The sequence below is a fragment of the Psychrobacter sp. Cmf 22.2 genome, from assembly GCF_001921745.1.
GTDB lineage: Bacteria > Pseudomonadota > Gammaproteobacteria > Pseudomonadales > Moraxellaceae > Psychrobacter.
In genome coordinates this window covers 345,539-367,802 of record NZ_MRYA01000003.1, presented here as the reverse complement: position 1 = coordinate 367,802, position 22,264 = coordinate 345,539, and the positions used below count along the sequence as shown (strand labels likewise).

The 22,264-nt window shown below is 43.4% G+C and carries 19 protein-coding genes; 10 read left to right on the top strand and 9 right to left on the bottom strand.

The window, feature by feature from the left end:
- Positions 1 to 68: 68 nt before the first annotated feature.
- From pta to BTV98_RS13650, 8 genes are all read left to right on the top strand, one after another.
- Positions 69 to 2,213, top strand: coding sequence for a phosphate acetyltransferase (gene pta / locus BTV98_RS08340; RefSeq protein ID WP_058367959.1), 2,145 nt, complete (start codon positions 69 to 71; stop codon positions 2,211 to 2,213).
- A gap of 134 nt (positions 2,214 to 2,347) precedes the next feature.
- Positions 2,348 to 3,196: a nicotinate-nicotinamide nucleotide adenylyltransferase gene (locus tag BTV98_RS08335; RefSeq protein WP_058368020.1), complete on the top strand. Its 849-nt coding sequence runs from the start codon at positions 2,348 to 2,350 to the stop codon at positions 3,194 to 3,196.
- Positions 3,197 to 3,349: 153 nt separating this feature from the next.
- Positions 3,350 to 3,751, top strand: a complete 402-nt coding sequence (rsfS, locus tag BTV98_RS08330) for a ribosome silencing factor (protein ID WP_058367958.1) — start codon at positions 3,350 to 3,352, stop codon at positions 3,749 to 3,751.
- Between the two features lie 217 nt (positions 3,752 to 3,968).
- On the top strand, positions 3,969 to 4,715 hold the full coding sequence (locus BTV98_RS08325; protein WP_058367957.1) for an MOSC domain-containing protein: 747 nt from the start codon (positions 3,969 to 3,971) through the stop codon (positions 4,713 to 4,715).
- 195 nt (positions 4,716 to 4,910) lie between these two features.
- Entirely contained in the window at positions 4,911 to 6,269 is a 1,359-nt protein-coding gene (locus tag BTV98_RS08320) for an APC family permease (protein ID WP_075103385.1), read from the top strand.
- 270 nt (positions 6,270 to 6,539) lie between these two features.
- A complete protein-coding gene (locus BTV98_RS08315; protein ID WP_058367955.1) occupies positions 6,540 to 7,421 on the top strand; it encodes an N-acetylmuramoyl-L-alanine amidase in 882 nt (293 codons plus the stop codon).
- Positions 7,422 to 7,498: 77 nt separating this feature from the next.
- On the top strand, positions 7,499 to 8,242 hold the full coding sequence (locus tag BTV98_RS08310; protein ID WP_058367954.1) for a type 1 glutamine amidotransferase: 744 nt from the start codon (positions 7,499 to 7,501) through the stop codon (positions 8,240 to 8,242).
- An 18-nt stretch (positions 8,243 to 8,260) separates the two neighbouring features.
- A complete protein-coding gene (locus BTV98_RS13650; protein ID WP_156410051.1) occupies positions 8,261 to 8,431 on the top strand; it encodes a hypothetical protein in 171 nt (56 codons plus the stop codon).
- A 115-nt stretch (positions 8,432 to 8,546) separates the two neighbouring features.
- On the opposite strand, the gene BTV98_RS08305 is transcribed toward BTV98_RS13650, so the two are convergent.
- The 3 genes from BTV98_RS08305 to purL form a co-directional block, all read right to left on the bottom strand.
- On the bottom strand, positions 8,547 to 9,698 hold the full coding sequence (locus BTV98_RS08305) for a RelA/SpoT domain-containing protein (RefSeq protein WP_143505706.1): 1,152 nt from the start codon (positions 9,696 to 9,698) through the stop codon (positions 8,547 to 8,549).
- Positions 9,682 to 10,125 carry a Panacea domain-containing protein gene (locus tag BTV98_RS08300; RefSeq protein WP_058367952.1) on the bottom strand — a complete coding sequence of 148 codons (444 nt, stop codon included), beginning with the start codon at positions 10,123 to 10,125 and terminating at the stop codon, positions 9,682 to 9,684. Before BTV98_RS08300 ends, BTV98_RS08305 begins: the two co-directional genes overlap by 17 nt.
- Positions 10,126 to 10,764: 639 nt before the next feature.
- Entirely contained in the window at positions 10,765 to 14,796 is a 4,032-nt protein-coding gene (gene purL / locus BTV98_RS08295) for a phosphoribosylformylglycinamidine synthase (protein WP_075103384.1), read from the bottom strand.
- A gap of 355 nt (positions 14,797 to 15,151) precedes the next feature.
- Here purL and BTV98_RS08290 point away from each other — a divergent pair, with 355 nt between their 5' ends.
- Positions 15,152 to 15,646, top strand: coding sequence for a pyridoxamine 5'-phosphate oxidase family protein (locus BTV98_RS08290; RefSeq protein ID WP_058367950.1), 495 nt, complete (start codon positions 15,152 to 15,154; stop codon positions 15,644 to 15,646).
- 374 nt (positions 15,647 to 16,020) lie between these two features.
- On the top strand, positions 16,021 to 16,515 hold the full coding sequence (locus BTV98_RS08285) for a pyridoxamine 5'-phosphate oxidase family protein (protein WP_075103383.1): 495 nt from the start codon (positions 16,021 to 16,023) through the stop codon (positions 16,513 to 16,515).
- A gap of 105 nt (positions 16,516 to 16,620) precedes the next feature.
- Here the strand turns inward: BTV98_RS08285 and pgsA are convergent, their stop codons facing one another.
- The 6 genes from pgsA to BTV98_RS08255 all read right to left on the bottom strand — a co-directional run bounded on the left by pgsA (position 16,621) and on the right by BTV98_RS08255 (position 22,215).
- Entirely contained in the window at positions 16,621 to 17,301 is a 681-nt protein-coding gene (gene pgsA / locus BTV98_RS08280) for a CDP-diacylglycerol--glycerol-3-phosphate 3-phosphatidyltransferase (protein ID WP_058367948.1), read from the bottom strand.
- A 604-nt stretch (positions 17,302 to 17,905) separates the two neighbouring features.
- Positions 17,906 to 18,871 (bottom strand): GTP-binding protein, encoded by a 966-nt coding sequence (locus tag BTV98_RS08275; RefSeq protein ID WP_058367947.1) that lies wholly within the window; start codon positions 18,869 to 18,871, stop codon positions 17,906 to 17,908.
- A gap of 5 nt (positions 18,872 to 18,876) precedes the next feature.
- The gene (locus tag BTV98_RS08270) at positions 18,877 to 19,164 is read right to left on the bottom strand and encodes a hypothetical protein (protein ID WP_058367946.1); all 288 of its coding nucleotides are present in this window, start codon (positions 19,162 to 19,164) and stop codon (positions 18,877 to 18,879) included.
- Positions 19,165 to 19,248: 84 nt separating this feature from the next.
- Complete coding sequence (locus BTV98_RS08265) at positions 19,249 to 20,151, bottom strand: polysaccharide deacetylase (protein WP_075103382.1); 903 nt, start codon at positions 20,149 to 20,151, stop codon at positions 19,249 to 19,251.
- Positions 20,152 to 20,234: 83 nt separating this feature from the next.
- Positions 20,235 to 21,605: an amidase family protein gene (locus tag BTV98_RS08260; protein WP_058367944.1), complete on the bottom strand. Its 1,371-nt coding sequence runs from the start codon at positions 21,603 to 21,605 to the stop codon at positions 20,235 to 20,237.
- Between the two features lie 181 nt (positions 21,606 to 21,786).
- A complete protein-coding gene (locus BTV98_RS08255; RefSeq protein WP_058367943.1) occupies positions 21,787 to 22,215 on the bottom strand; it encodes an MgtC/SapB family protein in 429 nt (142 codons plus the stop codon).
- Between the last annotated feature and the right edge of the window lie 49 nt (positions 22,216 to 22,264).

Below are 22,264 nucleotides of genomic sequence, written 5' to 3'. Positions count from 1 at the left end.
GCTTTTTATGACTTCCTCGATATAATAAACTCCCTCAAGGATATAATAATTAAACAGTAGGATACGCTATGCAAACCATATTACTTGTCCCTATCAGCCGCGGTATTGGTGTGACGTCAGCTGCGCTAGGCTTGATTCGCGCATTGGATTATAACGGTATCAAAGCGGGCTTTATGAAGCCGTTTTTGCAAGATGATACGCTCGATAAACAAAACAGCTTGGACAGCTCAAGCGCATTAACCATGCACGCTTTTGGTTTAACCCCGCCCAAGTCCATCAACCGTCAGCGCGTTGAGCGTATGATTGGAGATGGCAACCTTGATGACTTGATGGAAGAAGTGGTTATTAATTACCACACCATCGAAGGTGATCAAGATGTGATCATTTGCGAAGGCTTGGTTTCGACGACTGAAGCTTCTTATGCAGCCCAGGTCAACCGCGCTATCGCTCACGCACTTGATGCAAGAGTTATCTTTGTCAGTACGGCTGATACCCAAAACCCCGCCCACCTTGCTGATAAGCTCGATATGCATGCGCGTGAGTTTGGCGGCATCGCAAGTGAGCGTACGTTAGGCTGCATCTTGATGCGAGTCGATGTGCCCAATACCTTTGAGAACCAGCCAGTTGCCCCTGGTGAAGCTGTCTTTGAGCTTGACAAGAGCTTCATTCAAGAAGTGCAACGCTTGTCACCGCATTTTGATACTGAGCAATTTCGCTTAATCGGTGTCGTACCGTTTAGCGACTCGTTATCTGTCCCTCGTACTTGGGATATCGCCGCTGAGCTCGATGCCACTTGGCTAAACGTTGGCGAAGCAAAAACGCGCCGAATCAATCATATCAGTTTAACGGCTCGCTCGATTGCACGTATCGATGAAGTGTTTAATCGTGGTACTTTGATTGTCGTACCAGGTGACCGTGATGATTTATTATTGGCCGCAGCTTTGGCTTGTATCAACGGTATTCCTTTGGCAGGCCTAGTATTAACAGGCGGCGTCATGCCAAATGAGACCGTCGCTGGGCTATGGCAATCTGCGATCAAAACTGGCATTCCTGTCATGAGTGTCGAGACCGATAGTTATGAGACCGTGCAAAACCTTATGCACATGAGTGCTGAGATTCCAAGTGATGATACCGAGCGCGCGCTAGACGTTACCCGTTATGTGGCGGCGCATTTAGACTTAAGCTGGATTAAAGAGCAGTTCAGCGGCGATCACAAACCGCGCTTATCGCCAGCCGCTTTTCGTCATCAAGTCGTCGTAAAAGCACAAAATGCCAAAAAGCGTGTGGTATTGCCAGAAGGCTCTGAACCACGTACTGTAGAGGCTGCGTGTATCTGTCAAAGCCGCGGTATTGCTAACTGTGTGCTGCTCGCTAAGCGCGAAGATGTCGAGCAAGTCGCCAAAAATCGCGATTTAATCTTGCCAGAAGGGCTTGAGATCATTGACCCTGATACGCTCGATATGAATAAATATATCGCGGCAGTCGTTGAGCGCCGTAAAGGTAAAACGACAGAAGAGTTGGCGGCTGAATATCTACAAGATACGGTTTATCTAGGCACTATCATGCTACAAATGGATGAGGTCGATGGTCTGGTCTCAGGTGCAATTCATACCACAGCCAATACTGTACGCCCTGCATTTCAGCTGATTAAGACCGCACCGCAGTACTCGTTAGTATCGTCAGTCTTTTTTATGCTACTGCCTGAGCAAGTGGTCGTATATGGTGACTGCGCTATTAACCCAGACCCAACCGCTGAGGAATTGGCTGAAATTGCTATTCAATCAGCGCAATCTGCTGCTGCGTTTGGTATTGAGCCAAAAGTGGCTATGATCAGCTATTCGACAGGTGCCTCAGGTACTGGTGCAGACGTTGAAAAAGTCACACGCGCCACCGAAATCGTTCGCGAGCGCGCACCTGAATTGGCAGTTGATGGCCCATTACAATATGACGCCGCCTCGGTCATGAGTGTCGGTAAACAAAAAGCACCTGACTCCAAGGTTGCTGGACAAGCCAATGTGTTTATTTTCCCTGATCTAAACACGGGTAACACCACTTATAAAGCGGTGCAGCGTAGCGCCAATGTCATCAGTGTCGGTCCAATGCTACAAGGTTTGAATAAACCAGTGAACGATCTATCGCGCGGCGCACTGGTTGATGATATCGTTTATACCATCGCTTTGACCGCCATTCAGGCTTATAGTGATTTGATTTAAGCATTTATTATCTGCTAGAAACCTAGAGCCGACTATCATATAGATAGTCGGCTCTTTTGTGGTTGTTAATGACAGCAGTGCCCTTGTCCTCTACAATGAAGCCAATCTGTTTCGCTATTGTGTATTATTTACGTATGTCAGCTCCTAATCTTCATAAAGACGATAACTTAACATCCCCTCCCGCTATCCGTGCTTATCTTGGTGGCTCGTTTGATCCTGTGCATAAAGGTCATTTGCAAATAGCCATGCGTGTCTATCAGGTTTTATTACCTATCGCTGAGCGGCAACAGCGCGAACTGCATGTGTCATTGCTACCCAATGCGCGCTCGCCCTTTAAAGACGAGAGCACCAATCCTAAGCATCGTCTGGCGATGTTAAAGCTTGTGACAACCAACACCCCCCTACAGATTAACGAGCTTGAGCTGTGGCAGACGCCACCTGTATATACCATCAATAGCGTACAGACACTGCGTGAGCGCCATCCAAACGACAGCTTAATATTTATTATGGGTATGGACAGTGCTCGCAGCTTGGATATGTGGAAAGATGGACTCAACCTCACCAATTATGTAAATTTATGGATTTTTAATCGTACAAAAAGCTCCAATTTATCAATACCAAGCTTAGTCGCTTATACAGACAATGACCCATGCTCGCTGTCTTTGCAAGATATCGATAATCTCTATAGCGAACTTCCTAAGCAGCTACAAGCACAAACCACCAGAACCGTGCAAGACTTGGTGCAGCCGTTCAATGGATCGGCTCACAATCGCTCATCCTTCTTGAAAAGTGCTAGCAGAGGACGCATTTATATTGATCAGCACCAAGTCAGTGCCATATCGAGTACTGAGATTCGCAAACAGCTACAGAAAAGGGCTGCTAGAGCGGATACCGCACCAAATACCTTAATTCAACTAATAAATCCTACTGTTTATCAATATATTATTGCCCATCAGCTATATTCTGCTGTTCAATTCCGTTAAAATCGTTTTATCATTGTCAATTTGTCCTTTTGATTGTCTAGCCCTCACCCATTACTGGGTATGTAGAATCAACTGAGTAAGACAACTTGGCTATTCACTACTTTACTTTTACTACTTCATTTTTAATATTTACGTTTCAAGAGATTAAAATTTATGATTAATACTATGAACGACAAACGCTTAAAAGAGTGCTTAACTGTCGTTGAAAACACGTTAGAAGATATGAAAGCCAAGAACATCACCGTTATCAATGTCGAAGATTTGACTGATGTCATGGAACGAATTGTCATCGCTGAAGGCACCTCTAAGCGTCATGTGCGTGCGATGGCTGATAGTGTCGGTGCTGAAGCTAAGCAAGCTGACTTTATGCCTCTTGGCCGTGAAGGCGGTACAGACTCTGACTGGACATTGATTGATTTGGGCGCAGTCGTCGTGCATATGATGACTCCGCAAGCGCGCGAGTTTTATGACCTAGAGGGCCTATGGTCATCACCAGAGAGCCTAGCTGAGCTAGTCGCGACTCCACGCGAAAAGAAAGCCGGTCGTCGCAACTAAGTTTGTCATTTAGACGGCTTATGACAGTGCATTACTAAAGATAAAGACCAGATGCCTATTCTGGTCTTTTTTTTGTTTAAATTTTTAAGCGTAAATAAGCTTTACCGTACTTAAGCCGTATAATCAGATTCGTGATTAGACTAAGATAATACTCATCATTGTTATCAGCAATGATATAACCCCTCGCCTAATAAATCCTTACAAATTGGGAAAAGCCATGAGTATCAAAGTTTCTACCCAAAAAAACGCAGCTGACTTTACCCAAACCCTGCCCGTGCATATCGCTGATCTAACCTGCGTCCGTGCAGGCAAGGCCATGCCATTCGCCCGCGAGCAGATGAGCGCCATCGATAAAGTACCGATCAAAGCCCCCGTTGCCGTCAACTTTATGGGTTTGACTACCGATGAGCAAGCCGATCGACGGCATCATGGCGGTCCACTAAAAGCGGTGCATCAACTACCGCCTGCGACTTATGAAAAGATTAATGCAGAATTTGGCTTAAAGGTACGCATCGGCACACTGGGTGAAAACCTAACCACCGAAGCGCTAGATGATTTGCCTGAGATGGATGAAACTACCGTTTGTATCGGTGACGTTTTTCAATATGGGGATATTAATGACGTCAACAGCGTACAGCTACGTATCGTCCAACCGCGCCGCCCTTGCTATAAGATTAATGACCAAATCGGGCAATTTACCAAGGTGCCCAACATCGCTGCATGGGTGAGCAAGCAAGGAATCGCTGGTTGGTACTTTGAAGTCGTACGTGATGGCATGATTGATGCGGGCTTGCCTGTTTATCTGATAGAGCGTCCCTATCCGTTCGCCACGCTTGAGAAACTATGGCAACTATCAAACTCAAAAGAAAAATATGATGCTGAGGTGATCAAGCCGTGGCTGGCGATTGAATGTTTGGAGGAAAGTTGGAAAACCGTTTTGGCTAAAAAGATCCGGAAGGACTAAAAAGATTTAATAAAAAAAACCTTTAGTATCATCTTCGAACTTAATCAAAGACAAAGTTTGATTCAGCTTTTTATACTGATAACCATTATTCAAAACCATTTACCACAAAAGTTAAAGGTGTTTTATCTGCAATATCGACTTTACGACAAGTAAGCTTTTGCAGCAAGCATCCATTTGGCTCTCAAAGAGGAACATATGCGTAAAAAAACTGAGAGCATCAGCTACCTGCAAGCAATAGCAATTAGTGTAGGCGCGATTATCGGCTGGGGTGCTTATGTGATGCCAGGCGATTTATTTTTGCCGCAGTCGCAGCTGTTAGGCTCATCTGTCGCCATCATCATTGGCACATTGGCCATCTACATGGTTGCCCAAGCCTATATTAATTTATTGACCCAAACGCCAGAGAATGAGTCAGGCGGTATCTATTGGATTGAAAAATATATCAATAGAAAACACGCCTATGTCTATGGCTGGGGCGTGGCGATAGGCTATATCTCTATCGTGGCGCTCAACATATCGGCCGTCGCATTGCTACTAAGGTATTTATTGCCCAGTAGCTTACAAATAGGCTATTTGTACACGATTGCAGGTTGGGAGGTCTACGCCAGTGAAGTGTTCTTATGCAGTGCTGCCATCATTTTGTTTAGCTATATTAATCTCAGAGGAGTACAAGTCGGGGCAAAAATTCAATTGTATATTGCCCTATTTATGATTGTGTCAGTCACCGCACTGTTTTTTGGCTCGCTTTGGGCCACGCCAGCTACGCAGCCCTTTTTGCCCACTGATATGCAAAGCAGCTCTATCACTAGTTTGGCATGGTTACCTATTCTTGCTGTTATGCCTTGGGCATACGTCGGGTTTGAGACCACCCCGCAGATTTCCAAATCTATTAGTGACTCAAAAACCAAGACCAAAAGCATTATCCTAATCTCGCTTATCGCGGGTGTTTTATTCTATTTTTTGATCAATTATTTTACTGCTTTAAATATGAATTTTGATTACCAAGCGATCAAAGATAGCAATTGGGCCACTGGCGAAGGGATAGACAATCGTATCGGTAGCATTGGCATTTGGCTATTGTCCATCGCTATGATTGGTTCCATACTGAGCGGTATCAATGGCTTTATATTATCCTCAGTCAAACTATTAGAATCGATGGGCGACTCCTCTTTACTGCCTAGTGTGTTTACCGATAATAACCATCATTTTAGTAAGAAAAAAACCGTCATATTGATATGTTTGGTTTGCCTGTTTTCGCCATGGCTTGGTAGAAACTATCTACTTGATATTGTCAGTATGGCATCGCTGGGTATTACTGTCGGATTCACTTATGTGACGTCCGCTGATTTAATCAATGAGCGCAGAAAGAAGCAAGCAAGCCTGTTAAATTATCTCGCAGTCTTGGTCAGCCTCATCTTTATATCGCTGTTGCTACTACCCTTCTCTCCTGCTGCATTGTCATTGAACGCTTATATATTATTGGCAGTGTTTATCGTTTTAGGTGCGATTGGTTATAAGAGGATAATTCCTGTTAGTAGCGTCAGTCTTGGTTAACAATAGCGGCTGTTATGAGTAATAATATAGGCGGTTTAAAATTAAACAGATATAAAGATTAAAACGTGCGACTGTTATAGTTTTTTCCTATTTATTTAATATAGTTAATTCACTTTAAAACCGATACAGTGCAGCTGGTATGAATTTTGCGCAGCCTCTGTCAGCGTAGACACAGCAAGCCAGGAAAATTTATACCAGTTGCACGTTAGTATGAGCGTATCGATTTTATTTCGAACTGACTATAGTACTCTCTTCAATACAGAGCATTTCATGGCAAAAAATATTACCTCTTTAGCACTAGCATCAATATTAACATCGTTCATGACATTGCCATTAATCGGCTGCGTCGCAACATCGACGCCGCGTTATGTCATCGATAGCGAAACCTACCAAGCTACTGGCAAAAGCCAGCGTATCAAAACCATCGTCTTGCACTATACGGTCTCAGATAATGAACGTTCGATCAAAACCCTGACCACAGGACAAGTCAGCGCCCACTATCTCATTTTGGATACGGACGACGATAAGATTTATAACTTAGTGCCAGAGTCTGAGCGCGCATGGCATGCCGGTGATAGCGGCTTTGCCGGTAGAACGATACTCAACGATACCTCTATCGGCATCGAGATCGTCAATGCTGGCATCAAACCTGAGTATCGAGACGCGCTAAAAAATGGCAATATGGATTACCATCCTTATGAGCATTATGTGGCGTTTGATGAATTACAGATTAAAAAAGTTGCCGAGCTGGTGCAAGATATCGCCAAGCGCTATGACATCTCACCGAAGAACATCATCGGCCATGCCGATATGGCACCCTCGCGTAAAATCGACCCTGGTGCCAAGTTCCCTTGGGAGCGACTGTATGTCGATTACGGCATTGGTGCTTGGTATGATGAATTTGATAAGCAATTCTTTATGCATCCAGACGCCTTTGCCGCGGCGACGATACCTGAGATTAAGCAAGAACTGCGCGAATATGGCTATCGCATTAATGACAGTGACGAATGGGACAAGTCTAGCCGCGATGTAGTCTATGCCTTCCAGCTACGTTTTCGCCCGCAGCGACCAACGGGCGAGATGGATTTGGAGACTTACGCGATACTACGCGCACTCAATCAGAAGTATGCTGGTCGTGATGACTTTTATTGAGATTGAATTCTAAAGCCTTGGCAAAAGGTGTTCTTTAACTGATATTTGCTAATCAATGCTTGCTAATGAAGTATCTTATGACGCTACGCATCCATGCTCTATTCCATACTGATTATGAAGACTTGAGCTTTATCACGCAGTGGGCGAATAGTCACAACCATATTATTAATGTCAGTCGCTCTTACGATAATGATTCGTTACCTGCGCTAGACAGCTTTGATTGGCTTGTCGTAATGGGTGGGCCAATGAGCGTCCATGATGAGGAAAAATACCCATGGTTAAGCGCGGAAAAACGCCTGATTAAACAAAGTATCGATACTGGTAAAACGGTCATTGGTATTTGCTTAGGGGCGCAGCTTATCGCCCATTGTTTGGGTGCTGAGGTTAAAACGTCTGGGGTAAAAGAAATCGGTTGGTTGCCGATGCGACTGACGCCCGCAGGTCAGGCGCATCCTTTATTACAAGATTTACCCAAACAGGATTTTACCGTATTTCACTGGCACGGTGAGGGCTTTGACTGTCCAACAGGCGCGAGCATCATTGCGGAAACGGATGCTTGGGCGAATCAAGGTTTTGTCTATCAAACACCATTGCACGTAGAATTAGACACTTGGATACTCGCGTGGCAATGTCATTTTGAAGTCACCAAAAAGAGCCTTGCTAAAATGATAGTTAATGGCAATAACGCCATTCAAAGTGGGCTGACAGAATACCCCGAAACGGTACAATCACCCGCTGAGATAATCGCGCTGGGTGATAAATATATCGAAGCAAATAACGCAAGGCTATCCGCTATACTAAATCGGATAGCTGAAAAATAAATAGTAAGGAGTATAGCTATGACTGATTCACAACATAACGAACAGGATGAGCTGCAGAAATATCTAGAAGAAAAAGCCAGACAAGAGCAGGAAAAAGAACAGGAGTCTGAGCCGCTTTCTGAATATGAGGCTTGTGTGCTAAGAGAGAGTGCTAAGATTCATGAGTTGATTGCTGAGGCTCAGAAGTAGACTAATGAACATTCAGAGGATGAGTAGCTTTTATAGAAATATATTTTCAATAAAGCTACTGAGGTATCTACTGGAAAGATGTTTGATATTCAATTACCCTAGCAAACCAAGAGGTCTATGAATACTTTATCAATAACTTATTAAGTCTCTCAATAAAGCTGTTACTATCTAGAAAATAATTAGGATAGGCTTCTTTAATTTTATTAACATCCCCAACAGATACTAAAACAACATCAAATCTATCACTATCTTGATAAGTTTTTTCTAATCGAAAATAATTTTCATTAGCCTCTTGCTCATCAGAGTAAGGTAAAATACTTGTTTCACGAGACTCTAAGTCTAATTGAATTAAGTAATATTTGGCTGCTGTATTTTCTTCTGAGAAGCTAATAGAGTTGACACTTTTAAGTTTTTCAATAACTCTCAATTCTTTTTCAAGTTTATTTAGCTCAATACATACTTCTGCTGGGGTTAACTTTTCGTAGTTAGAAATGACAGGAGCTTTCTCTTCTATCGAGAACAAGACACTTGTTAGCTTAAGAAACTGTAAATAGCTCTCTTCCCCTTCACCTGTCTTAAAAGAAACTTCATTCAATGAGCCTAGTATTTCTACAATTGTTGCCCATTCATGTTGTATCTTTGTACGAATTTGCAGTTCTATTTTAAAATCTTTGTCTTCTACTTTACAGTTGAAAATTTGATGTATTCCACGATATCCATCAGATTTAGGTTCACAAATATAGTCATGTATTTTGATATTATTATCAATATAGTATGAATTAATTATTTCACAAAACACCTTATCATCAGTGAATTTGTTAAGTGATTTCATATCAGGTAAGGTAACTCTAATACCTACTAAATCATCCAATTGAGATAATCTAGTGGTAGTAAATCGAACCAACTTCATTGAAATTGATTCCAATCTTTTCGTGCGAGAAGAAACAATACTGTCCTTTGAAATATCTAATCTGTCTAATTTTTTTTGTAATAAGTTAGAGAGTATTACGAGGCATGGCGTATGGTTTTCCCTGTACTTTCTGAGAATCAGCAGTGCGTTAGTAAATTGCTCTTCGCTTATATTATGGGAACCACTTGAATCTGAGTAATTCATGTAAGTGCGTATAGTTTTACCAGCTTTCGTTACAGCGCTATTAGAAATAGAAAAAGAGAGTGGCGTTTCTTGATGAACGTCACTCTCTTCAACATGCTCGAAAGTTGTTTTTATATCTAAAACCATAGTAAAACTATCAAACTTTACCTTCAATCATATCTTGTAAGTTGATGAGCGTACCGACCTTTCCTCTTGACCATGCAGTTTCTGGTTGGTGTGTCATCCAAGATAGTTCAGTGCCACTGTAATTACCATAAATATCAATTATTTTTTCTAAGAAATCAATTACTTGATGATCACTAGAATTTACTTTCTGACGTTCGCTCCACATATCAGAACCGAACTCATTAATATTTTTAGCTCCAAACTTTTTAAACTCATGATAAATTTCAGGTAAAACAGGACCATACTGCCATCGTTCGAAATTACCATCGAACAGAGGTATGTTACTTGATTTTAGGTACCATGATTGAGTAAAAAACATTAGCTTTTGCAACTTCATAGGGGTTAAGTTATTAGTTTTACCATTATTAGCTTGTTCAATAAAAGCGTTTGCAATTGCAATTGCTGAATATTTCATAATAACCTCCTTATGATAGTTAATGAACGGTAGTCAATAATATTTTGTGAAAGAAAAGGATGAGCAGGAAGTATGAAATTAGGAATATATTACAATATTCTAAAGTATCTTAGAAACGCAAATAAGCTATATTGCAATTTGAAGTGGGCAATTAAAACTGAAATCAATTCCATACCACTATTTTTGATTAGAAAATCAGTATATCACAGCCCTCTTACAAACATCTAGCTTCAATTTGTAGCATAAATTACTCTATCTATGTTTTAAAATGATGCCCAAAAACTAATATTATTTAAAAGTAATGAACTTTTACTACGATGCTTGCTAGCAAGAACACGGTGTCATCGCCTCGCCCAGACTGGCAGATACAAGTAGAGCAGAACACTCCCTTTAAGAAATCTTCACTTACGAAGCTAAAATTGCAATGCAATTTTTTAACGCTTTTCAGGGATTAGCTCCTTTACTTTAAACCCCAAACACAAAAAAGGTGAGCCGAAGCCCACCTTTTCATTTTAAAAAACAGCTATCTAAAACTATAAGCAATTGCTAGAAGTTTGAGTAGCGAGGAAACCATGCGCAAGCATTACCTATCGTAGGCTCAGCAGGTTTGACGATGCTAATCAGTCTCTAGAGTTGCGACTAACGCAACCAAGCCCGCGCATTACGGAACATACGCATCCACGCGCCGTCCTCGTCCCATGCTTCTGGTTTCCAGCTGTGATTGTAGGCGCATAGCGTACGCTCAGGGTGCGGCATCATAATGGTGACGCGACCGTCGGTGCTACACAGACCCGTGACACCGCCGAGCGAACCGTTTGGATTGAGCGGATAGGTTTCAGTTGGATGACCTTGGCTATCGACATAGCGCATGGCCAGCTGACCGTGTTTTGCCATACCGTCAATCTCTGTATTGTCCAGCGTGGCATAGCCTTCACCATGCGCCACAGCGATTGGCAAGATACTGTCTTGCATACCTTTGAACAGGATCGACTTGGTACGCTCAACTTTAACGTTGACCGTACGCGCTTCAAATCGTGCTGATTTATTGGCGATAAAGCGTGGGAAGTTTTCCGCGCCTGGGATCAGGTCTTTGAGCTGCGCCATCATCTGACAGCCGTTACAAACGCCAAGGCTAAAGGTATCAGGACGGGCAAAGAAGCGTACAAACTGCATGCGCAATTCGTCATGGAACAAGATAGAGTTCGCCCAACCAGAGCCTGCGCCGAGTACGTCACCGTAACTAAAGCCGCCACAAGCGACTAGACCGTCGAAGTCACGTAGATTAATGCGACCTTCTAGCAAGTCACTCATGTGCACGTCGACCGCTTCAAAGCCTGCTTGAGTGAAGCCTGCTGCCATCTCGGTCTGACCGTTGACGCCTTGCTCGCGCAGGATAGCGACTCTTGGCTTGCTGTTATCAGAATCAGCGCGGCTGTTTAGATATGGCTCTTCGACTTTTTGATTGAGATCAAAGTTTGGCGCAGCGATTAGGCCTTTATGGCTCGCATCAGCAATCAAGTCATACTCTTGCTGCACGCATGCTGGGTTGTCACGGCGACGGGCAATCTGATAGCTAACCTGACTCCATTCTTGTTGTAGCTCAGAACGGCTAAAGCGTAAGGTGTCATCGCCAATATGTAACGGTGTTTGAATGATGAGGCTGTCTTCCTCAGTACTTTGACCGACGAGACTAAGCATGTCGCTGACATTATGCTGCTCTGCTAGCTCCATCAATGTAGTGACGTTTTCAGGTAATACTTGGATGACTGCGCCCAGCTCTTCACTGAATAATTGACCGAGTAGGTTTTTATCATCTAATGACAGCTTGATACCTTGACGGCTGGTAAATTGCATCTCTGCAATCGTCGCCAGCAAACCACCATCACCGATATCATGATAAGCGCTGATGACGCCTTGCGCATTGCCTGCTTGGATAAAGTTAAAGAAATCGATTAAATCTCTTGGCTTATCAAGGTCTGGGCACTCGTTACCCAATTGACTTGCCGTTTGCGCAAGAATTGAGCCACCAAGGCGCAATTTACCTTTGGATAAGTCAATACGGTAGAAAGCGCTATCACCGTTGATTAGCTCAGGCGTTAAAGCTTTTGCCACATCGACGACAGGCGCAAACGCGGTAATCACAAGGCTCATTGGCGAGACCACTGATTTGTCTGCGTTACCATTTTCATCGCTGTCTGTCCAGTTAGCACGCATCGATAGCGAATCTTTACCGACTGGAATAGCGATACCCAGTGCTGGGCACAGCTCTTCACCGACTGTATGGACGGCGTCAAACAATGCCGCGTCTTCCGCATCGTCACCGCAAGCGGCCATCCAGTTCGCTGACATAGTGATATCAGATAGCTGAGCGATACGTGCGCCTGCGATATTGGTAATGGCTTCACCAACCGCCAGACGCGCCGAGGCTTTTGGACTAATAAGGGCAACAGGGGTACGCTCACCGACACTCATCGCCTCACCAGTCATTGGTTGACCATCAAGCGCCACCAGACCTGATGCGGTGATTGCGCAATCTGATACAGGCACTTGATAGCGACCAACATATTGATCGCGCACTACCATACCTGTGATAGAGCGGTCACCAATACTAATCAAGAATGACTTGCTCGCAACGGTTGGATGACGTAGCACATCTTTAATAGATTCAGTTAGGTTAAAGTCATTAAGCGCAAGCGGCGACAATTCATTCTCTTGACGACTAAAGCTGCGCTGCATCTTTGGCGTACCACCAAGCAGTACTTGCATCGGCATATCGACTGGCTGCTCAGGGAGCAACTCATCATCAACGATAAGCTGACGTATTTCAGTCGCTTCGCCTAAGATAGCATACGGACAACGCTCACGGGCACAGATTGCATCAAATTGCGCTTTGCTCTCTGGGCGAATCGCGAGGACATAACGCTCTTGCGCCTCATTTGACCAGATGGCCATTGGCGACATGCCCGCTTCTAGCGATGGAATCTTACGCAGGTTCAGATGCGCGCCCATGTCATGGTCATCGACCAGCTCTGGCATGGCATTTGACAGACCACCTGCCCCAACATCATGGACAGAGACGATTGGGTTGCCGTCTTGGCTGGCATTACTAGCGTCAATATCGTTACCCGCTAAGGCCCAGCAGCGATCGATAACTTCTTGACAGCGACGCTCCATCTCGGCGTTGTCACGCTGTACTGAAGCAAAGTCCAAACCTTCATCCAACTCACCACTATCGACCGAAGACGCTGCACCGCCGCCAAGACCGATTTGCATCGCAGGGCCACCAAGGACGATCAGCAAATCCCCTTCGCGAATGGCGTTTTTTTCAATAATGTTGCGTTTGATATTGCCATAACCACCGGCCAGCATGATGGGCTTATGATAGCCGCGCATCTCGCTGCCGTCTTTGGCCGCTGAAGTATCAAGCTGAAAACTACGGAAATAGCCGCATAGGTTAGGGCGACCAAACTCGTTTGAGAAATTGGCTGAGCCTAATGGCGCTTCGGTCATAATCTCAAGGCTGGTCGCCATACGATCTGGCGTACCATAATCCTGCGTACTTAATTGACCAGACTGCTCCCACTTCTCAGGCATCTCAGGGATATGAAGATGCGATACGTGGAAACCTGTCAGTCCCGCTTTTGGCTTACCGCCGCGACCCGTTGCACCTTCATCACGAATCTCACCGCCTGCGCCTGTTGCAGCGCCAGCATAAGGAGCAATCGCCGTTGGGTGATTATGGGTTTCGACTTTCATTAAGATGTCGATAGCTTCTTGATGGAAGTCATACGGATGCGCAGAATTGGCGTCCATCGCATCAGTCGGCACAGGATAATAACGTAGACCCTCTGCTCCTGCCATCACCGCCGCGTTGTCCTTATAAGCAGACAAGATGCCTTGCGGGTTTGATTGATAGGTATTTTTGATCATCTGAAACAATGACTTTGGCTGCACCTCGCCATCGATCGTCCACTCGGCATTAAAGATCTTGTGACGGCAATGCTCTGAGTTGGCCTGCGCAAACATCATTAGCTCAACGTCGGTTGGATTACGGCCTAGCTCATTGACATAGGCATTCATCAGATAGTCGATGTCATCACTCGACAACGCAAAGCCAAACTGGGTATTAGCCGACTCAAGCGCACTGCGTCCTTCACCCATCACATCGATGCGATTGAGCGATGCTGGTGGTTCGTCATCAAATAATTTGCTCACGTCATCTAAGTCATAAACCAAGCTTTGGGTCATGCGATCAAACAATAACTGCTCAGCGGCACTTGATAACTTGTTATTAATCGCATTCCCCTCACCGTCTGCTTTTCCATCAAAGGTTAGCGTATAAACGATGACGCGCTCGACGCGATTAATCTCGATTTCACAGTTATTAAAGATGTCGGTCGCTTTACTTGCCCATGGCGATATGGTGCCAAAACGTGGGCCAACGACGACTTGTAATTGGTTGTCTTGCGGGGCGACAAATTGAATATCTTCTTTAATACCAAATAGGTCCAGCGCTTTTTTTTGCTCATCACCTTCGAGCTTCCGTGATAGCACATACACTTGCTGGGTATTGATTTGGCTGACATTTAGCTCGGTTTTTTGCTGAAACTGATTGATGAGTTGCTGCGTCTGAAAATCGGTAAGGAACGGTTGTCCGGCGATGGTCATCATAAAGGCATAATCCGTAAGATCAAGGCATCACTGCAATGCAAAGTAAATGGTCTGTGTATTATAACAAGAAGGCTCATAATAAGCAGGTATAAACCAGGATAAATTGTCCCTAACACACATAACTCATTTAAGAGAGTCTTCGCTATCTTTGTTTTTTTATAGCAGCAAACTTTTGCCTAACGCACTACACTTTTTACTTAATTATCGTATACCTTACAAACACTAACATCGTCTTACGGGCAGACTATATAACTGTGCAGGTGACTATCGTTATTCTACAACCAGCTAATAACTAAAACCATTAACAGCGACCTTTCACTAAAATTTCAATTTCAACGCAATAAGGATATCTATTATGAATAAACAAGAACAAATCGATAAAATCCAAGACGTGATTAAAGACGTAAAGTTTGCCATGATGAGCACTATTAATAGCAAAGGTGATGTCCATGCGTGGCCAATGACTACCAGCGAAGCGAGCATTGGAGCCAAAGAGATTTGGTTTATCGGTGACAAAACCTCAGACGTGGTAAAAGATATTCAAGACAATCAAAAAATTGGCTTATCTTATGCCACTCAAGATGAAAAAGATTACGTCTCTATTAGTGCCAATGCAGAGTTGCCAACGGATAAAGACAAATTAGATGAACTATGGTCTCCTGTCTACAATGCATTTTTTGAGCATGGTAAAGAAGATCCAAATGTACAACTTATTAAAGTTGTACCGCATGGCGTAGAATGCTGGTTAAGTGGTAGCTCTACTGTCAACATGTTTAAGATGGCCGCAGCAGCAGTACAAGACGGAGAAACTGCAGAAGATATCGGTAAGCAGTTTTCAGTCTCTCTGTAATATAAATATTTATAATATAAGTCACTGTATAACATAGATGAATCTGTAAAATTAGATCATCTTATATAAAAATAACAAGCAGTTTAACGACTTTGAACGCCAGTAAACCACTGTTTATTGGCGTTTTTTATAGACTAAATTTTGCTAAGATAAAAACAAGATAAAAAGATAATATTACAAACCGTCACAGCGTATTACAGAGCGCCAGTATAGTTTTACTGCCCAATTTGGCTATATTAATAATTGATTATATATTTTGAAAGACCGCATGTTATCAAATCATAACGAAGATGGTTTATATTAATTTTGCTTTTATATATGCGTTTTTCAATTTATTCACAACCTTAAATTTTATAGAGAAAAGGATAACTATTATGAGTAAACAAGAACAAATGGATAAAATCCAAGCAATGGTTAACAATATCAAGTATACAATGATGACCACTCGTACTCACGAAGATCATCTTCATTCTTGTCCGATGAATACGACAGAAACCAGCATTGGGGCCAAAGAGATTTGGTTTATTGGTCATAGTCCTTCTGAAACTGTTGACAATATCAATAACAATCCGGAAGTAAACTTAGCGTACGTCAGTCAGGATGACAAAAGCTACTTGTCCGTCACGGGTAGAGCTGAACTAGTAGAAGATCGAGAAAAGCTTGATGAGCTATGGTCAATGACATACAACGCTTATTTTGAGCAAGGCAAAGAAGACCCAAAAGTGCAGCTAATTAAAGTTGTCCCTCATGGTGCAGAGTATTGGGAAAACGGTAATGCGATTGCTAGTGCTGTTAAGATGACAGCAGCAGCAGTCACAGATACTGCTATCGAAAAGAGTTTGGGTGAGAATTTTTCAATAGATCTTTAATAACTCAATCGGCATTAATACAAAAAAGCCAGTCGCTTATCGCTACTGGCTTTTTTATATTTTTTATCAGATAAAATAGATCAAACTGATATTAATACTTCACATCTAACCACTTTGTTTTAGATATGGCCATGCTGCCCTTAGATAAATAAACATGGACCACAACGTTAAAACCACTGCCGCTACCATCAACACGTAACCTATCATCTCAAGTGACTCCCAGTTTAATAGGAGCACCGTAATAGCTATCATCTGAAATGTCGTTTTGAGTTTACCTACATACGATACTGCCACACTAGTACGATTGCCCAGCTCTGCCATCCATTCTCGTAGAGCCGATACTGCAATCTCACGCGAGATAATCACAATCGCTGCTATCGCCATAATGATGTTAGGATGCCACTGTACCAAGATGATAAGCGCTGCCGCTACCATCAACTTATCAGCGACTGGATCCAAAAACCGCCCAAAGGCTGACATTACATTAAGCTTACGGGCGAAGTAGCCATCAAGCCAATCTGTAATCGCAGCAATAATAAACACCCCAGTTAGTAATAAATGACGCACTAAACTGTCACTAAACTCGCTCATCCCGACTTGGGCGATGACATTATTTGAAATAGCTGGCATTCCAATACCCATGGCTGGTGGCCAATAGGCAATCGCTACAAATAATGGGATCATTAAAATACGGGCAATAGTCAAATTATTGGGTAGGTTAAAGATACTTTTATTATTTTGTGGTTGTAGCGGCTCTTTTGTATGCAATTGTGTGCTTTTGGTCATGGTAAGCCTAGTTTATATAGACATAAGAATGTTTGCTAGCTTAGCATTTTTCATGTATCTCGTCATGCCATCTTCTGCAAGTTCATCGTTACTATTTTTTATAAAGCTATTCGCTCTGCCCTGTACGATACAAGATTTGAATGCCGATAGCCTTATCTGTACTTATGCTAAAAAACATAGGGAAAACAAGAAGCCTCGACACACAAAAATATTTCAAAATGTGACATTGTATTAAAACTCTCTTAAGAGTAACTTCATGTAACTTAAGTAGCTAATTAATGGCAACTTCGGGTAATATGATTGTATTAGAAGAAACAGTTGTACACTGAATTTTTATTCTAAATTATAACTGTTTGTGTTTCTAATAACGTTAGGATCGCTATAAAAATAATAAGTTTTTACTGTAATTGTAGACGCACTACATACTCAGTTTTCCTCAGCCCACAGTTTCCTCCTCTGTGGGTCTTTTTTTGTTTTAAATTTCTAAACGCTGTTTCTTAAAATTATAGTGACTTCATTATAGCAACTCAATTACAGCGACTTCATTATAGTGGCTTAATCGTTTTGCTACTATTTGCTAAAAATTTAAATTAGCACCTATTTTTTAGCTTTTTTTCCCAAGAAAAGAATTTAAGGAAGCAAGTAGCGTCTCTTGGTTTATACCCTCTCCTATAAATACAATGTCTTCAGGTGTAGGGCTATTTTTGTTAGCAGGGAGAATCTCTGGTTGCTGCATTACCTTACGTACAGATTGCAGTAACAGCGGGCCTTCATCCGTCTGCAAAACACCTTTAACCCGCAGAATCGTATCACCCCGGGCGTGCAACAGCGCCGATAGCCAAACGGTAAACTCGACCCAATCTACTTCTTTTGGCACTGGCAGCGAAACCACAGTCGTTGGTTCTCCTACATTAGTGAGAGTCGATTTGTAGATTTCGGTCGGCGTTGGCAGCTCAGGTACAGGGCTTTCGACACCGAATGCGGATAATGACATCGGTGCGGCTGGATTGATTTTGCTGATGGTTGAAACAAGGTTCGATAAAGACTGCTCGGATACTTCCTCTGATTTTGCAATAACGATGCGATCAGCCGACAAGATTTGCTGACGACATAGTGCGTCAGTCTTTAACGATGTATGGAAATGTAGGGCATCAACCATAATAATGGTTTCTTTGAGTGCAAAATGATAGACCAAAATGGGATGCTCTTTAATAGCGACGATAATCTCTTCAGGATCAGCTAAACCACTGGTTTCTATTATAAGCGTGTCTAGCTGAGCATTGGTTTGTATAGAAACGCCGCTCGTTCGAGATTCGGCAACCGTAAGCAGTGCAGATATGAGCTCCTCTTTGCCTTTCGGTGTGCCTGCGGTTCCAGTCAGCACTTTGACACTCATCGCCTCGCCCAACAGCAAGTCGTCAACGGGCTGCTTGGCCGCTTCTTGGGTAAAGACTTGAGCACGACCAAATGTCTTAGTAAACAGCGTATGACGCAGCCATGTGGTCTTACCTGAACCCAGATAGCCACTCAATAAAATGATGTTAAGACGGTTGTCCTGCAATGTTTGCATCAAATTTAAGCCACTGAAAGCGTTGTTAAGGGGTCGATTGGAAAGCCTTGACGGCGTTCTACTTCAGCCCACAGCTCAGTTAAGTTGTCGACCATGACACGAGCCCCGCCTGGACATAGCAGCTGAATCTGCGGAATCACCCCATCGGCATAAACTGAGAACCCATATGGTTTTAGCACGCGCTTTAGTATCGATATTCGATGAAACATCGCTCTGAGCCGGATACCACCTTGCTGTGCGCCTGCTTCTGTCCAATGCCCTGGAGCCGCTGGGTTGCCACATGCATTACACATGATTCTTCTCCCTATAAGTAACCTTAGCAGCATTTTTAAAATACCACTAAGGTCAATAAACTTATCAACACAGAGTTATTAAAATTAAATAACGTCTGGTCGTTTACCCCCTTCAAACGGGAAGCGCTGACGAAAGTCGGCAGCGATATCTTCAAATGGCATCCAAACCACACCTTCATGGCTGTTGATATAGTCGATTAGTCGCTCAAGCATCATCAGCACTTGCGGACGTCCAGACACATCAGGATGAATGGTGAAAGGATAAACTGCATAGTCCATGTTGCGATAGACCCAATCGAACTGGTCGCGCCACATCTCTTCGATATCACGCGGATTGACAAAACCGTGACTGTTAGGCACGTTTTTCATAAACATCATCGGCGGTAAATCATCCATATACCAGTTGGCAGCGATTTCAACCAAATCAATCTCGTCACCATGGGTCATAGGATGCATCCACTCTTCTGCTGTCTTGGAGTAGTCGATAAGGTTCCATTTATCACCAACCCGCGCGTAAAATGGCTGGAAATCACGATAGCCTTGACTATGATCATATTTAAAATCATATTTGGCTAAAATCTCAGGGGTCGCGGCTGACATCTCCCACCACGGTGCTACGTATCCACGCGGGCTTTGACCTGTCAGCTTGGTAATCAGCTCAACCGACTTTTCCATGACCGCTTCTTCTTGAGCGCGGGTCATGGCAATGGGGTTTTCATGTAAGTAGCCATGCGCGCCTACTTCATGTCCATGATCGACGATCATTTTAGCAATGTCGGGGAAGGTCTCGAGGCTATGACCGGGGATAAAAAACGAGGTGCGCATGTCATATTTTTTGAACAGGCGCAATAAACGCGGCACGCCAACCTCAGAGGCCCAGACACCGCGCTGGATATCTGACGGGCTTTCGCCGCCGCCGTACGAGCCAATTTGTCCTGCTACGGAATCAACGTCCGTGCCGAATCCACATATAATAGTTTTAGCCATATTTCATTCCTTTGATATTTTTATTTTGGTTTGGTTTCCTTTTTTTTGGGGTTTTAGCTCTGTTTTACTCCTCTGTTAGATGGTTATGATAAGTTTTGAGAAAGCATGTTTTCGACAGAGAGTGCCGCAGCTAATAGATCACTGTCGCGGCCGCTGGTCATCGATAGCAAGATACTAGTAGGCATCTGGTTTTCATCTATTCCATTTGGTAAAGCGACGCCGCACCAGTCCAAAAAATTGCCTAGTGCGGTATTACGCAGCATCAACTTATTAGTTCGCAAGTACAATTCATCATCTTGTTCAAGCGGTTTAAGCTCGGGCGCCGTAATAGGCGTGGTTGGAAACAGCACAATTTGCTTGTCTAAATTTTGGCGGTTTTTTTCGATTAATCTTGCGCGCTCTCTTTGAATGACAAGCAAATCTCGTGCACTCATATCTCCTGCATCAAGAATACGGGTAAGGATTCTTGGGTCTATCTGCTCTGCATCTGCCGAATGTACTAGATCCCAGTGCACATCTAGCGCTTCTGGACCGACTAAGTAACCGTGTTCACGAGCAAGCGCACCTATTTCATCAAACTCACTGCACACGCCGCGAGTAACCGTCGCGCCTGTCTGCTCAAGTGCGCGTACAGAGGCTTCAAAATTCTGGATCACCGCATCTTGTGCATTTTTAAAAACAACATTGTTAGGAATAAAAAATTTGAGTTGGTTGATAGGTGTTGGCTTGGGTATGACGATCGCTCGCCCGCTGAGAATTTGTGCGGCACCAATACAGCTTTTTAGGTCAGCTGCAAGGGGACCAAAAGTGTCCAATGTCGGTGAGAGTGGCAACGTCCCACCAGTTGGAAACGCGACGCTAGAGCCTTTATAGCCGACTATACCATTTAACCCAGCAGGAATACGTATCGATCCCCCAGTATCACTGCCAATGGCCAGTGGTACGAGTCCGCGAGCAACAGCAACCCCGCAACCTGAGGATGAGCCACCAGGTATACGTTCTGGGCCTGTACCATGAGGGTTTTTGGGTGTACCAAAATGCGGATTGAGACCAAGGCCAGAATAGGCAAACTCGGTCATATTAAGACAGCCGATTGATACAAGGCCTGCCTGAGTGGCATTGGCAACCATATTGGCATCATGAGTGGCAGGTGCGTTGGATTTGAGCACCACTGATCCTGCGGTGGTTACCCGACCTTTTATATCAAAAAGATCTTTCCATGCGATGGGGATACCATCCCATGGACTAAGTGGCTTGCCCTCATGGCGACGTTGCTTAGAAGCATGGGCTTCTTTTAGCGCTCGCTCTTCAAGCAGTTCTGTAAAAATAGCAGGATCAGAAGATCGGATATTTGCAAACGTCTCTTCTATCAGCTCAACCGGACAAAGACTGCCTTCTTCAAGGCGAGCTGCCATATCTACCGCTGAAACAGACTCTTTGGTAATTTTGCTCACAACCCACTCCATGTTATTTATTTTTTAGAGACTGCATTACCAACCATAGGCCAAAAAAACAGAGGAGTCAATTAGCGTCATTTAGTAAAATCCTTCTATTTACCAATAAGAAACAATCATCTAAATTTATAATTTTTATATGAGTCAATGACAAACAAAACGCATGATTGTTTGACTACTATCACTTATTTTTGACTTTAAATGGTTCCGAAAATTGCAGTATTAAAAACCCAACCAAAGACAAGATAATCGCTATCTCGTAACGACCATAGGCAACTGAAATACCGATAGCACCAGTATTCCATAAGCTGGCTGCTGTAGCGGTGCCTTTTGAGCCTTCCTCATTTTTAAAAATGGCACCACCACCGATAAAGCCCATACCAGTAATAATGGCGTACATAATCCGCGCTTCACCAGCAGATTCATAGATATCCATACCGACTAGCATAAATGCACATGAAGCAATCGTTACAAGCGGGAAAGTTCTAAGTCCTGCGCCGTTGTCTTTCATCTCACGATTCAGCGCAATCGGCAGTGACAATACAAAGGCAATGCTTAATTGAAAAAAGTGGTACTGCATTAAGTCTATATCTATATCAAATCCAAACATGGTTTACGGTGCTCTCTATCTTTAAGTTGCAAATGAATGAATTTGGCTT

Coding starts and splice junctions, on each gene's coding strand:
- BTV98_RS08270 (WP_058367946.1), bottom strand. CDS start 19,164: ATGTGTAATGCATGTGGCAACCCAGCGGCTCCAGGGCATTGGACAGAA.
- purL (WP_075103384.1), bottom strand. CDS start 14,796: ATGATGACCATCGCCGGACAACCGTTCCTTACCGATTTTCAGACGCAG.
- BTV98_RS08320 (WP_075103385.1), top strand. CDS start 4,911: ATGCGTAAAAAAACTGAGAGCATCAGCTACCTGCAAGCAATAGCAATT.
- BTV98_RS08255 (WP_058367943.1), bottom strand. CDS start 22,215: ATGTTTGGATTTGATATAGATATAGACTTAATGCAGTACCACTTTTTT.
- BTV98_RS08285 (WP_075103383.1), top strand. CDS start 16,021: ATGAGTAAACAAGAACAAATGGATAAAATCCAAGCAATGGTTAACAAT.
- BTV98_RS08325 (WP_058367957.1), top strand. CDS start 3,969: ATGAGTATCAAAGTTTCTACCCAAAAAAACGCAGCTGACTTTACCCAA.
- BTV98_RS13650 (WP_156410051.1), top strand. CDS start 8,261: ATGACTGATTCACAACATAACGAACAGGATGAGCTGCAGAAATATCTA.
- rsfS (WP_058367958.1), top strand. CDS start 3,350: ATGATTAATACTATGAACGACAAACGCTTAAAAGAGTGCTTAACTGTC.
- BTV98_RS08315 (WP_058367955.1), top strand. CDS start 6,540: ATGGCAAAAAATATTACCTCTTTAGCACTAGCATCAATATTAACATCG.
- BTV98_RS08335 (WP_058368020.1), top strand. CDS start 2,348: ATGTCAGCTCCTAATCTTCATAAAGACGATAACTTAACATCCCCTCCC.
- pgsA (WP_058367948.1), bottom strand. CDS start 17,301: ATGACCAAAAGCACACAATTGCATACAAAAGAGCCGCTACAACCACAA.
- BTV98_RS08300 (WP_058367952.1), bottom strand. CDS start 10,125: ATGAAATATTCAGCAATTGCAATTGCAAACGCTTTTATTGAACAAGCT.
- BTV98_RS08310 (WP_058367954.1), top strand. CDS start 7,499: ATGACGCTACGCATCCATGCTCTATTCCATACTGATTATGAAGACTTG.
- BTV98_RS08290 (WP_058367950.1), top strand. CDS start 15,152: ATGAATAAACAAGAACAAATCGATAAAATCCAAGACGTGATTAAAGAC.
- BTV98_RS08265 (WP_075103382.1), bottom strand. CDS start 20,151: ATGGCTAAAACTATTATATGTGGATTCGGCACGGACGTTGATTCCGTA.
- BTV98_RS08275 (WP_058367947.1), bottom strand. CDS start 18,871: ATGCAAACATTGCAGGACAACCGTCTTAACATCATTTTATTGAGTGGC.
- pta (WP_058367959.1), top strand. CDS start 69: ATGCAAACCATATTACTTGTCCCTATCAGCCGCGGTATTGGTGTGACG.